The organism is Helicobacter sp. MIT 01-3238 (assembly GCF_003364135.1).
GTDB lineage: Bacteria > Campylobacterota > Campylobacteria > Campylobacterales > Helicobacteraceae > Helicobacter_B.
The window spans coordinates 1-13,076 of sequence record NZ_NXLN01000029.1 but is presented as its reverse complement, the minus strand read 5'-3'; the positions used below and the strand labels follow the sequence as shown (position 1 = coordinate 13,076).

The following is a 13,076-nucleotide window of genomic DNA, read 5'->3' as shown; positions in this document are numbered from 1 at the left end:
CTTTTGCAAAATCGTTGCCCTAAGTCGAATGATGCAAAATTTTGAGTGGCGGAATGTGGTAAAAATATACTTTTATAGATTCGCCATTTTTGCAAATGTTATCACAAACTCGCTGCCTTTGCCTAGCTCACTATTTAGCGTGATTGTGGCGTTGTGGATTTTAGCTACGCGCTTGACTATGGCTAGTCCTAGTCCGTTGCCACCTAGCTTTTTGCTACGACTTTTATCTATGCAATAAAATCGCTCAAAAACGCGCTCTTGCTCACTTGGTGCGATGCCTATGCCATTATCACTTATGCTTAAAATAGTGCTATTTTCATCACTCTTTAGGGTGATTACCACTTCGCTACCTTTGGGGCTGTATTTGATAGCGTTTTCGCTAAGGTTATAAACCATATCCTCAAGCAAAGCAGGGATACCCAATACTTCAAATTTTTGCACTTCAAAATCTTGTGATTTTTCTAAATCACGATTCGCGATTCGTGAATCGTGATTGCCCAAAATCTCAAAATCAATTTTTATGTTTTTGTCCTTTGCTAGATTTTGCAGATTTGGCAAGATATTTGCGATGAGATTTGGTAGATTTACACGCTCTTTTTGTGGGCAGTTCGCGCTTCTCTCAAGCGATGAGTCCAAAAACGAAATTTTTAAAATTTTGTCAATGAGCGTCAAAAGTCGCTTTGACTCGCTATAAATCCTAGCGATAAACTCATCTCTATCTTTATCTAGCACAAGCCCATTGCAAAGCATTTCACTACTTGCGAGTATGGCAGAGAGTGGCGTTTTTAGCTCGTGGGTTACATTGGAGCTAAACTCCTTGCGTAGCTCAAAAATATCTTTTTGCAGACTTTTATCAAATAGCAAAATGATGATTGCTTTTAGCTTGTCTTTGATAAAAATAGGCATACAAATGACTTGCAAAAAATACTCATTTATGCTTATCTCAAAGGTTTGATTGCTTGAATCTATGCTTTCTTTTATCGCGCGGGTAAAATCACTCATAAGCGCGAAAATATTGATATGCTGATTATAAGGCGTTAGTCGCAAAATCTGCAAGGCTTTGGCGTTGCTTTGGGTAATATTGCCCGTGCTATCAAGGACTAAAAATCCCTCGTTCATATTTTTTGTGATTATGTCAAATTGTAATTTGCTTTGTTTTATGGATTTTAGCTGTTTTTTGATTTTCTTTTTTTGCTTGGAGATTTGCTGCATAAATATGTGTAGCTCGGCATAAGGATTGGTTTTTATAGGGTGGGAGAGATTGATATTTTTGATAGGGTTTGTGATAAGCCTTGATAGCAAAACACCTAAAATCACGCTTGCAATCGCACTAAAAAACAGCAGTGTGGCAAAAAGTGAAGCGAAATTTTTTAGGTAGAGAGAATCTTTTTGCTTGCTTATGCGCAGTATGACTTTTTGGGGTTTGTTTTGTTGGTGGTTGTTTTTAAATTTGCCAAAAATGCCACTATCCGCAAAGTCGCTTTGCGGGGAAATAAATTTTGTGAAGTATAGATTTTCTTTATGCTCTGTGTTTGATAGCCGCAGGGATTTGTGGCTTTTGCCTTGAAGTAGATTTTGCACTTCTTCGCGCTCTAAGTGATTATCAAGCGTGCGTATGTCGATTTTGTTGTCAAAAAGCACTTCCCCTTGCAAAGAGATAATACTCACACGATAGGCAGAATCAACATTTGGGCTAAAGGCTTTGTCAAATGAGTTTGCATACTCTTCTAAATCCCTAAACACTTCCTCTTGGTGTTTTTGGTGCAAAAACACCGCGCTAATGACTATGCTAAGCAACTGCACAGACACGATAAGCAAAAAAATCACAACCACAAGCCTAAAAGATAGGCTTTTTGGTTTAGGAAATCTCATCAAATACATATCCCACCGAGCGAATGTTTTTTATACATTTGCCATAAGTGCCAAGCTTTGTGCGCAAGGAGCTTATGTGCATATCCACAGTGCGAGTGTTATCCACGCTATATCCCCAGATAGATTCTAGTAAATCATCTTTGCTAAAGATATTGTTTTGATTGCTAAAGAGCAAAAGCAAAAGCTCAAATTCTTTTTTGGTAAGGCGGATATGGGATTCATCTATGCTTACTTTGTGTGAATTTGGTAGGATTTTTAGTCCTTTGTATTGGAGGGTGTCATCTAGCTTTTTTGTATTTCGGCGCAAAAGGGCTTTGATTCTAGCGATTAGCTCTAGTGCTGAAAATGGCTTTGTGAGATAGTCATCTGCGCCCAAATCAAGTCCGTTTATTTTGTCATACTCGCTACCTAGCGCACTTAAAATGATGATAGAAATGCCTTTGTATTTTTGATTTGCCCTCAAAGTCTTTATCACACTAAGCCCGCTTTCATTTGGCAGCATAATATCACACACTAAGACTTGACAAACCTCTTTTTCAAGCGCGTTATAGAGGCTTTGTGCGTTTTCAAAAATGAGTGAGTGCATATTTTGATTTTTTAGCGCGTAGGCGACTAGCTCGGCGATACTTTGGTCATCTTCTAAAATATAGACAATATTTTTAGACATATTTTTTACTCCAAAACCTTGCAAAATCTATTGCTGTATTATAGGCTAGATTTGTCCCTATACTATACACTACTTTGCTTGCAAAATGCGCAAAAACGCTAAGATTTTACAAAGATTTTACATTTTGATTTTTGCATTGTGTTTGGCATTTGAGAATCTTTGTAGAATCTAAACACAATTTAAGCCCATTTTGTATAAAATTTTGAAATTTTGCAAAAAATAAAGAGTAGCGCAAAAAGCAAATTCCAAACGCAAAAAACGCCACACAAATAGTAATAAAATCATTCCCCAAGAACTTCAAAAGGACTTCAAATGCCACAACGCACTGACATTAAAAATATCTTACTTATTGGCTCTGGACCCATTGTCATCGGGCAGGCGTGTGAGTTTGACTACTCTGGCACGCAAGCTGCAAAGACGCTCAAAAACTTGGGCTACCGCGTGGTGTTAATCAACTCCAATCCCGCTACGATTATGACTGACCCTGATTTTGCCCACCGCACTTATATCGAGCCTATCACCAAAGAAGTCATCACAAATATTATCGCACAAGAAAAGATTGATGCGATTTTGCCTACTATGGGCGGACAAACCGCGCTTAATGTCGCAATGGAAATGTATGAAAGCGGGGCACTAGATGGGGTAAAGTTTTTGGGTGCAAATCCCGCTGCAATCAAAAAGGGCGAGGATAGACAGGCGTTTAAAGAAGCGATGCTAAAGATAGGAATGGACTTGCCAAAGAGTCATTATGCCTACAATGAGGAAGAGGCAGAGCAAGCGGCGCAAAATATCGGCTTCCCGCTTATCATTCGCGCAAGCTACACGCTCGCAGGTGGTGGCAGTGGCGTGGCGTATAATATCGAGGAGTTTAAGGCTCTCGCAAAAGCGGGGCTAGAGGCAAGCCCGATAAATGAGATTCTCATCGAAGAAAGTCTGCTAGGGTGGAAAGAATTTGAAATGGAGGTAATCCGCGATAAAAATGATAACTGCATAATCGTGTGTAGCATCGAGAATCTAGACCCTATGGGCGTGCATACGGGCGATTCTATCACTATCGCTCCCGCGCTCACGCTCACAGACAAAGAGTATCAGCGAATGCGTGATGCGAGCTTCAAAATCCTGCGTGAAATCGGCGTGGATACGGGCGGGAGCAATGTGCAATTTGCCATAAATCCTAAAAACGGACGAATGACGGTCATAGAGATGAACCCGCGCGTATCGCGCTCCTCCGCGCTTGCGAGCAAAGCCACAGGCTACCCCATAGCCAAAGTCGCCACAATGCTTGCCGTTGGCTTTAGCCTTGATGAGATTAGCAATGACATTACAGGCACGCCCGCGAGCTTTGAGCCAAGCATTGATTATATCGTTACCAAAATCCCGCGCTTTGCGTTTGAGAAATTCCCCCTAGCGGATTCTACGCTTACTACTTCGATGAAGTCTATCGGCGAGGTTATGGCGATTGGCGGGTGCTTCAAAGAGAGCTTGCAAAAGGCGTTGTGTAGCTTGGAGAATGGACTTTGTGGCTTTGATAGTATCACAAGCGATATTGAGCTAGCAAAGAGGGAAACGCGCCGTCCAAATGCTAGTCGAATCCTTTATGTTGCCGATTGCTTTAGGCTTGGGCTTAGCATCGATGAAGTGGCGGATTTAAGCCACATTGATAAGTGGTTTTTATCCCAAATCTATGAGCTAGTGCGCGAGGAAGGGCGTGTAAAAAGTGAAATCTTGCGCGACTCTCAAGCTATGCGCAACCTCAAATCGCAGGGCTTTAGCGATAAAATGTTAGCGAGGCTTTTGGCGCAAAATGAGGGCGTGGAGGTGAGCGAGGGCGAAATCTATATGGCGCGAAAGGAGATGGGCGTGGTGGCACGGTATGAGGAGGTGGATACTTGTGCGGCGGAGTTTGAGGCGTTGACGCCATATCTATACTCAACAATTCCTTGCAATCCGTTGGGCAATTCGTCTTCGGGTAATCATTGCGCAGATTTGCTAGATTTTGAGAGTTCGCAGACACTTAAGTCTAGCTCACTCCCAAAATCTAGCAAAAACTCCACAAGCACCACCGCAAATACTAGAATTGTGGAATCAAGCATTGCCGATTCGCACGAATCTTTATCACAAAAAGACAATGCGCGTAAAGTGCTAATCATCGGTGGGGGACCAAATAGAATCGGGCAGGGAATTGAGTTTGACTACTGCTGTGTGCATTCTAGCTTCGCGCTCAAAGACTTGGGCGTGCAAAGCATAATGTATAACTGCAATCCAGAGACTGTCAGCACGGACTATGACACGAGCGATACGCTGTATTTTGAGCCTATCGACTTTGAGCGTGTGCGCTCTGTGGTGGAGAGAGAGAAGCCCGATGGAATCATCGTGCATTTTGGCGGGCAAACGCCTTTGAAACTTGCCAAAAATCTCACTACAATCGGAGCGAACATCATCGGCACAAAGGCTTCTGTAATCGACACGGCGGAGGATAGAGAAAAATTTGCCGCCTTTGCGCAAAAGCTAAGCCTAAATCAACCCCAAAACGGCTCTGCTGTAAGCAAAGATGAAGCCTTTGACATAGCGCACAAAATCGGCTATCCCGTGCTTGTGCGCCCAAGCTATGTGCTAGGTGGGCGGGCTATGCGTATCGTGCAGAGCGATGAGGAACTGCGCGTGTATATGGACGAGGCGGTGAAAGTGAGCGAGGATAGCCCTGTGCTGATTGATAAGTTTTTAGACCACGCTACCGAGCTTGATGTCGATGCGATTTGCGATGGGGAGGAAGTCTATATCGGTGGGATTATGCAGCATATCGAGGAAGCAGGCGTGCATAGCGGGGATAGCACGAGTGTTTTGCCTAGCATAAGCATAGATGAGAAAATGCTAAAATTGATTTGTGAGAAAACCGAGCAAATCGCCCTAGAGCTAGGAATCATAGGGCTACTAAATATCCAATACGCTATCCACAAAGACACGCTATATATCATTGAGGTAAATCCACGCGCTTCGCGCACCGTGCCTTTTGTGAGTAAGGCTACGGGGATTCCGCTAGCAAAGGTTGCGACACGAGTAATGTGGAATGTGGCGCGCAATTCGTCTTTACTAAAGAAAGCAGAGCTTTTGGGTAATCCCTCCACCTCGCTTCACTGCGGCGCACACTCAAGTGCGCCTCATTCGCAAGGCGAAGCGATTGCCCAAAGCACCACCGCAAATACTAGAATTGTAGATTCAAGCAAAAATAAACATTCCCCCTCCCTTAGCACGAGTGGGGCTAGGGGGTGGGTAGATTCCACAAGTATTTTGCGCGAAGCACTAAAATTTTATGACAGCTACAACCGCATAGACTTCACTACTAAGCCACTAAGCCACAAGACACTAAATCATATTTCCGTCAAAGAATCTATTTTCCCCTTTAATAAGCTAAATGGTGCGGATTTGATTTTGGGACCAGAGATGAAAAGCACGGGGGAGGTTATGGGGATTTCTTCACGCTTTGGGATTAGCTTTGCCAAAGCGCAAAACGCGAGCAAAAACACTCTACCAAAGGAGGGCAAGATTTTTATTTCTCTTGCTGATTGCGATAAAGAGTTTGCACTAAGTGTGGCGAGTAAATTTATCAATCTAGGGTTTAGCGTGTGTGCGACAAGAGGGACACATAGGATTTTACAAGAAGCTGGGATTGCTATCTCTTGTGTGCTAAAGATAAGCGAGGGACGCCCAAATATCAAAGATTTGATAATGAATAAAGAAATCGCCCTAGTGATAAACACAAGCGATGGAGCGCAAAGCACAAATGACGCAAAATCTATCCGCCGACAAGTGCTAAAAAGCTCGATTCCTTACTTTACGACTATCGCTGCTGCAGAGGCAGCCGCAGAATCAATAAAAGAAATCCAACAACACGATAGCAATATCCCCAAAGCATTGCAGGATTTTATGTAATATGTCATTTTTGTGAGATTGTGTGGCTTGAAATATTTTTAAAAAAAATGGCTAAAAAAAGCAGTAAGTCTTTGTGATATGGCTTGAGTATTATTGTCTAAAATAGCTCATTATGTGAGCTGACACACGAACAAAATAAACACCAAAAAATCATCTTGTTTTTTTGACAATAATATGAAATTTAAACATTCTTAATTGGGAAAAATATATAATCCAAAATCACAAAACGATTAACCTAGAAAGGAGTAAAAAAAGCATTGGAAAAATTTATATCAAATCTTGACGCAAAGGCAAATTACAAAAATATCAAAAAAGGGTTTAAGTGGGAAAATATACCACGATTTGCAGTAATAACAGGAGAAAATGGCTCAGGGAAAACAGCACTTTTAGAACAAATGAACCTTATTTGTTCTACATTAGAATTAAAAACAAAATATGATAAATATATTTTTCATAACACTATTGACTTTGTAATTAAATATTTTGATAGCATCAAGCTAGAGAATAAATCATATTCAAAAAATGATATATATGTTATGCCTCTTGCAAATTTATATAACATTATTACAGATTTTAGACAGGAAAACAATATATTTATAGTAGCACAAAAATATTTTAAACAATACCATAATAAAGATATTTCACTTATGGATTTTATAAACAAAAACTACACAAATCTTAATGATAGCGAACGCAATATTTTAAAATCTTATAGAAACAATATTACCTCTATGCTAAAAAAATATTCAAACTTTTTTGAAAGACATAATATAACAGAGGAGAAACTTTTGCTAGAAATGGGACAAGATGAATTTTATGAATTGATAAATAATGTGAATGACATAAATATAGAGTCCAAACCTGTAATATTTGATGAACAACTTTTAATAGATACATTTGGAAATTATTTTATTAAATTTGAAAACTATAAAAGGTGGTTAGAAAAACAACATCAAGATAAACTAGTTAGAGAAATTTATAAAATGGTAGAAAAAAAATTTGGAAAAAATCCACTAGATAAAATCAACCAAATACTTACAAAATATTATTCTAAGTATGAATTAGAAATAGCAATGGTTGAATCTGGTAATATAAAACTAATTTGTAGAGAAAAAGAAAGTAACGCTCTAGTTCCTATGAGTAGCTTATCTTTAGGCGAACAAATCATAATTTCCCTTATAATGTGGCAATATGAGGATACAACTCTTGATTCTGTGGTTTTGCTTTTGGACGAACCAGATGCACATCTAAATCCCAAAATGGCAAAAATGCTAATTTATATTTTAAAAAATGTAGTAGTTAAAGATTTTGATTGTCAAGTGATTATGACTACGCATAGTTTATCAAGCGTTGCTTATTGTGATGATAAAGATTTATTTTTTATGGAAAATGGAAATATTAGAAAAATTGACAAAAAAGATGCAATAGAAAAATTATCAGATGGTGTTATGACTTTTGATACTGCTATGAGCGTAGTTGCACAAATCCAAAAATCAAACAAGCCTACTCTTATGGTAGAAGGAAAATTAGATAAACTCCATATTGAAAATTTTTATAAACTTTCAAATAAAAAAATTCCTTTTGAAATTATAAATTGTGGTAGTGCTACTAATATGCGACATTTTGCCATTGCTTTTGAAAAATTACAAATTTCAAAAGATGGGATTTTATTTTTGTGTGATTATGATAGAGAGGGTTGCAATGCCTTCAATAATATTGAAAATAAATATAAAGTAATTTATACACTAGATATAGAAAATATAGATAAACAAGATGATAGGATTAGGCTTAAAAATTATCCATTTGAAATGCTTTACCCACTTAATATTTTAATACAAAACAAGTTAGTAGAGGAATTAGAATTGAAAGATTTTATTATTCAATTAAGTAAACAAAAACAGACAGAAAAAAGCAAATATTACACATCAAGTGATAGCAATTTTGACAAAGTAAAATATAAATTAAAGAGCAATGGAGCTGTTGCTAAAGAGAATTTTGCAAAGCAAATTATAAAAACGCTAAATATAAATAAAGATTTTGAGGAAATCAAAAATCTTATTGATAGAATAGAGCATTATTTTAAGTCTTTTAGTAGCAAAACAGCACAAATGCAAAACCTAACAAATCACATAAATAGCGTGTAAAATCAGGTTTTGCATAGTTTTTTAAGATTTGCTTAGCACCAATGTCTTATTTGTCTGTATTGCCATAGGGATATATGTCCGTCCTTTGCTCATATCGTGGCAGTAATCACACGCTTTGAAAAAGTCCTGCGCGTAAAAATCCCAAAACTTTTTCTTTGTAAGTCTTGAATCAAGAGAGATAAAGTCCCCGCTAAATTCGCCAAGCCCTTTTAGGCGAGAGAGCGAACTAGCCACAGGACAGATGAAAATTTGCCCTTTAGATTCTATGCCACGCTTTTTAGCGCAAAACTCACCGCTCTCATCGCTAGATTCATTCTGCCCCCCCCCCCCCAATAGTAGATTTTGGCAGACTTTCATTGCTCATCACGCTTACGCAGGGCATCATACATGCGCGGTAATTCTCTATGATTTTTTCTTTACTTCTGCCTCGTTTGTAGATTTTGCCCGGCTCCCACCAGCTTAGCGGATTGTCATTCCAGCGAATGATATAGGGAATCTTATATGTTTCTAAAGAGCTAAAAATCTCTTTTTGATAAAGTTTGATTTTGAGATTTGGCGAAGTGGAGTAGTCGCTAATATCAAGCCAAAATTTCTTTGATTTGGCAAGGGCGGTGAGTAGATTTTCTTTTAGCTTTATTGTGCCGTTTGTTACCATACCAAATGACTTGACTTTTGGCTCACTATCTAGCCTCTCTACCACTTTGACAATGTCTTTGAAAAGCAAAGGCTCTCCGCCTATGATTTTGATATGCGTAACAGAATCTATCACGCTAAATAGCTTATCTAGTAAGCCAAAGATTCCCTCCAAAGTGCAGGTATAGTTGTTTTTGGGACTAAAATACTGCATTAGATTCCCACAGGATTCACAGCGTAGAGTGCAGCGCGTAGTAAGCACTAGCTCAAAGTAGGGCATATCCACCTTGCCACGCCAAAAGCGAAGCAATACTTTATACCGCGCCCAATTTTTCACTTGCAAGATTTTTGCCACGAGATACAAAGGCACGAGATAAAATGCTTTGTATGGCTTTGATTTGATTTTGCGCTTGACTTGATAAGCGTGGCAGTTTGCATATAGGCTTTTATAAACAGCTCGGGCAAAAAGCACTGCTACAAGGTAGGGCGATTTAAGTGGGTTTGATTTTATCTGTGCGTAAATGTCGTGCTTATAGCCTTTGCTTAAAAAGCCATTATTTAGCAAATCATTTGCGCGAATTTGCTCAAAAATTTGATTTTTCACATAGCGTATTTTAAAAATGTCTTTATTTTTCACTTTATGATTCATTGTGTAGCTCCTTATTTGGTGTGTTTTTGATGTTTTGTGGCAAATGCCTTTTTATACTCAAAATTCCCTAGTTTTAGGTAGATTCCCCCGTCCCTTACACGCAATCGAAATACCTTTCTGCGATATTGTTTGAAACTTTGCTTTGGCACTTTACCCTGCATAATGGCTTGTGTCCATTTTTTGATTTTTGGCTCAAAGTAAGTCCATTGCGGATTTGTATAGTGGGCTAAAATCTCACGCATTTCATTTGCAAAGGTTTTCCATATCTTAGAGCTTGTTTTGTAGTAAAAGCTATAATTTGGACTCATCGCGTGGGCGAAAAAATATTCTTTTACTTCCTCTAAAATCCCATAACGCATTAGCACACTCAAAGCCTCTTTTGTCATTTCCAGCATTTGCATTAGCCTATCTGGCGTGATGAATTGCGTAGAATTGCCTTGATTTATCTCTAGCCGATAGTGATAGAGTGGCTCTTTGATAATAGCCATTTTGTCAGCCTTTGCCAAAATCTCCATAGCAAAGGGCAAATCTTGATAGACTTTTGTGCTTTCAAAAAACTTCACACTTTTTATAAATGTGGATTCATATAGATTTGCCCACACACTTGCGTGAAAAAAGAAAATCTGCTTAAATTCCTCTCGCGGATTAAAGGCATAATTGGGTGCTAGATTTAGGTCTTGGTATTTGGGATTGTAAGTATGATTTTTCTCTAGCGAGTGCGAATCATACACAAAAAAGTTGCACTTCACTAGCTCGGCATTTGTTTGCCTTGCTTTTGTGTAGAGTTTTTCATACATTGTAGGATTTATGAAATCATCAGATTCGACTATGCCGATATATTCGCCCCGCGCTTGTGCTATGCCACGATTTACCGCTACGCCATATCCGCCGTTTTGCTGTTCGATGAGATTTATGCGACTATCTTGCCTTGCAAATTCGCGTAAAATCGCTCCCGTGCTATCCGTGCTTCCGTCATTTATGCAGATGATTTCTATATCCTGCAAAGTTTGGCTTACCACGCTTTGCATACATTCGCGGACATATCGCTCGACATTGTAGCAAGGGATTACTATTGATACTTTTGGTTGCATTGTTGCTCCTTATGTTTGATTTTTATGTAATGCTTAAAATAATGCTTGATTTTACGCCACAAGCCTTTGGGCTTTGGCTCTAAAAGCTCGGCGTAAAAGTCGCGTGGCGAATCCAAAATCTTTGCTAATTTGCGCCTTTGATGCCACTTAAAGCCACAAGATTTGATTTGGGATTTGCTTAAATGCGCAAAATCTTTTTGGAATCTATATAGAAATTCTAGCTTTGATTCTAAGCCGATTCGCCCGACATTCCACCTATATCCGCAAAATCTTAAATAGTGATATAGCCCACTATAAACGCTCATAAGGTTTTCTCTCTCTAAAAATTTTGCTATATAGTCATACTCATCGCAAATGCAATACACTTTGCCTTTGTCATTTGATGATGAAGATTCATTGTCCGTGCAGTAGCAATAGTGCGCCTCATCTAGTAAGTAAAGCGAATCTGCTAAAATCGTAGTGATAAATGAAAATCCTGTGTCTTGGTAGGACGCGCCTTGCGTTTCGTTAAATCTAATGCTGTGCTTTTGTAAAAATTCGCGCTTAAAAATACTGCTTTGATTCATTTTCCACGCGGTTTTTAGTAGGGCGATTTTGGTTTTTATGGATTTTGGGTTTGAATCTAATCGCGAATCCGAGTGTGAATCAAAAATGAGTTTTTTACCACAAAAATGCGCATTCTTTACTATGGGCGTATGTGTGAATTTATACGCGTTATTATCCGTGTGGAAGCACAAAATATCGCTTTTAACTATATCGCAATCTTGTGCCTTTGCTATGCTATAAAGTCGCTCAAACATTGTGGGCTTGATGAAATCATCAGATTCGACTATGCCGATATATTCGCCCTGTGCTTTGGCAATGCCTAGATTCATCTGGTAGCCATAGCTTTTGCGTTCACTTATGATAAGGCTAAGGCGCGAATCACTCTTTGCATAATCTTGCAAAATCTGCAGTGTGCCATCAGTGGAGTTTGCATCTACGACTATGATTTCTATGTCGCGTAAGAGTTGATTTAGCACGGAGTCTATGCACTCTTTGAGATAGTGCGCAGAATTTAGCGTGGGGATAATGATAGAGATTTTGGGGTTAGTCATTGCAACTCCTTTTTTGCTAGATTTAACGCCTCTGCTATGATTTTATCCATATCAAAGTATTGATATGCGCCAAGTCGTCCGCCAAAGATGATATTTGAGTGCTTTTGGGCTAGGGCTTTGTATTTGGCATAAAGGGCGGCGTTTTTCTCATCATTGATAGGATAAAACGGCTCTTTGCTTATGTCCCAAGATAGCGGAAACTCAATGCTTAAAATCGTGCTAGGACTTTGCACAAACTCAAAGTGCTTATGCTCGATAATGCGCGTGTATGGAGTCTCTAAGTCGGTAAAATTCATAACCGCTACGCCTTGATAGTTCTCACACTCTAAAATCCGCTCTTCAAAGCGCAAAGAGCGATACTCAAGCGCACCAAAGGTATAATCAAAGTAGCTATCAATCGCCCCTGTGAAAATAATCTTTTTGGCGATTTTGTGGAAATACTCTTTATCGCTTAGAAAGTCCGTATTTAGCTCTACTTCGCAATGTGCTAGGAGCTTTTCAAAAATAGGCGTGTAGCCACCTTTGGGAATGCCTTGATAAGGGTCGCTAAAATAATTATTGTCATAGATAAATCGCACGGGGATTCGGCGGATAATGCTTGGTGGTAAGTCAGCGCAGGGTTTGCCCCACTGCTTTTGCGTGTAGCCTTTGATGAGCTTTTCATAAATGTCATTCCCTACAAGAGAGATTGCTTGTTCCTCTAAATTGCGCGGGGTGTGGGTAATTTTGGCTTTTTGGGATTCGATAATCTCTTTTGCTTGTTGTGGGGTTAGGAAGTTTGTGGTAAGTGGAGTGTGGGGGGAAGCGTGAGGGGTGTGGGAATGCGGAGAGTTATGAGAGTTTGTGATTCGTAAATCAAGAGAGTTAGATTCTTGTGAATCGTTAGCGGATTTTATGCTGTGAGTGGTTCTCCCTTGTGCCATGTCACGCGACTAGCCTGGGTTTTCGCATCTATTACACCTTCCGTCCCGCTCTCCCTCTACCTACATCTCA

At 39.3% G+C, this 13,076-nt stretch carries 9 protein-coding genes; 2 read left to right on the top strand and 7 right to left on the bottom strand.

The features are described 5' to 3' along the window. Window positions 1-72: 72 nt before the first annotated feature. Window positions 73-1,872, bottom strand: coding sequence for a HAMP domain-containing sensor histidine kinase (locus CQA40_RS09205; RefSeq protein ID WP_181882903.1), 1,800 nt, complete (start codon window positions 1,870-1,872; stop codon window positions 73-75). Continuing rightward, window positions 1,859-2,539: a response regulator transcription factor gene (locus CQA40_RS09200; protein ID WP_258864526.1), complete on the bottom strand. Its 681-nt coding sequence runs from the start codon at window positions 2,537-2,539 to the stop codon at window positions 1,859-1,861. The genes CQA40_RS09205 and CQA40_RS09200 overlap by 14 nt, the downstream gene beginning before the upstream one ends. Window positions 2,540-2,851: 312 nt before the next feature. Here CQA40_RS09200 and carB point away from each other — a divergent pair, with 312 nt between their 5' ends. Beyond that, a complete protein-coding gene (carB, locus tag CQA40_RS09190; protein WP_258864525.1) occupies window positions 2,852-6,469 on the top strand; it encodes a carbamoyl-phosphate synthase large subunit in 3,618 nt (1,205 codons plus the stop codon). A 257-nt stretch (window positions 6,470-6,726) separates the two neighbouring features. Continuing rightward, on the top strand, window positions 6,727-8,613 hold the full coding sequence (locus CQA40_RS09185; RefSeq protein WP_115520551.1) for an AAA family ATPase: 1,887 nt from the start codon (window positions 6,727-6,729) through the stop codon (window positions 8,611-8,613). A 21-nt stretch (window positions 8,614-8,634) separates the two neighbouring features. On the opposite strand, the gene CQA40_RS09180 is transcribed toward CQA40_RS09185, so the two are convergent. From CQA40_RS09180 to CQA40_RS09160, 5 genes are read right to left on the bottom strand one after another with little or no spacing between them, the layout of a single operon-like run. Beyond that, complete coding sequence (locus CQA40_RS09180) at window positions 8,635-8,970, bottom strand: hypothetical protein (protein WP_115520550.1); 336 nt, start codon at window positions 8,968-8,970, stop codon at window positions 8,635-8,637. Next, window positions 8,924-9,895, bottom strand: a complete 972-nt coding sequence (locus tag CQA40_RS09175) for a radical SAM protein (protein WP_115520549.1) — start codon at window positions 9,893-9,895, stop codon at window positions 8,924-8,926. Before CQA40_RS09175 ends, CQA40_RS09180 begins: the two co-directional genes overlap by 47 nt. A gap of 11 nt (window positions 9,896-9,906) precedes the next feature. Next, window positions 9,907-10,986, bottom strand: coding sequence for a glycosyltransferase (locus CQA40_RS09170; protein ID WP_115520548.1), 1,080 nt, complete (start codon window positions 10,984-10,986; stop codon window positions 9,907-9,909). Beyond that, window positions 10,965-12,083, bottom strand: a complete 1,119-nt coding sequence (locus CQA40_RS09165) for a glycosyltransferase family 2 protein (protein ID WP_115520547.1) — start codon at window positions 12,081-12,083, stop codon at window positions 10,965-10,967. The genes CQA40_RS09170 and CQA40_RS09165 overlap by 22 nt, the downstream gene beginning before the upstream one ends. Continuing rightward, window positions 12,080-13,006: a UDP-galactopyranose mutase gene (locus CQA40_RS09160; RefSeq protein ID WP_115520546.1), complete on the bottom strand. Its 927-nt coding sequence runs from the start codon at window positions 13,004-13,006 to the stop codon at window positions 12,080-12,082. The genes CQA40_RS09165 and CQA40_RS09160 overlap by 4 nt, the downstream gene beginning before the upstream one ends. Window positions 13,007-13,076 lie beyond the last annotated feature (70 nt).

Excerpts from the sequence above, each read along its gene's own strand:
- CQA40_RS09205 (WP_181882903.1), bottom strand. The coding sequence starts at position 1,872 with ATGAGATTTCCTAAACCAAAAAGCCTATCTTTTAGGCTTGTGGTTGTG.
- CQA40_RS09200 (WP_258864526.1), bottom strand. The coding sequence starts at position 2,539 with ATGTCTAAAAATATTGTCTATATTTTAGAAGATGACCAAAGTATCGCC.
- carB (WP_258864525.1), top strand. The coding sequence starts at position 2,852 with ATGCCACAACGCACTGACATTAAAAATATCTTACTTATTGGCTCTGGA.
- CQA40_RS09180 (WP_115520550.1), bottom strand. The coding sequence starts at position 8,970 with ATGAAAGTCTGCCAAAATCTACTATTGGGGGGGGGGGGGCAGAATGAA.
- CQA40_RS09175 (WP_115520549.1), bottom strand. The coding sequence starts at position 9,895 with ATGAATCATAAAGTGAAAAATAAAGACATTTTTAAAATACGCTATGTG.
- CQA40_RS09170 (WP_115520548.1), bottom strand. The coding sequence starts at position 10,986 with ATGCAACCAAAAGTATCAATAGTAATCCCTTGCTACAATGTCGAGCGA.
- CQA40_RS09165 (WP_115520547.1), bottom strand. The coding sequence starts at position 12,083 with ATGACTAACCCCAAAATCTCTATCATTATCCCCACGCTAAATTCTGCG.
- CQA40_RS09160 (WP_115520546.1), bottom strand. The coding sequence starts at position 13,006 with ATGGCACAAGGGAGAACCACTCACAGCATAAAATCCGCTAACGATTCA.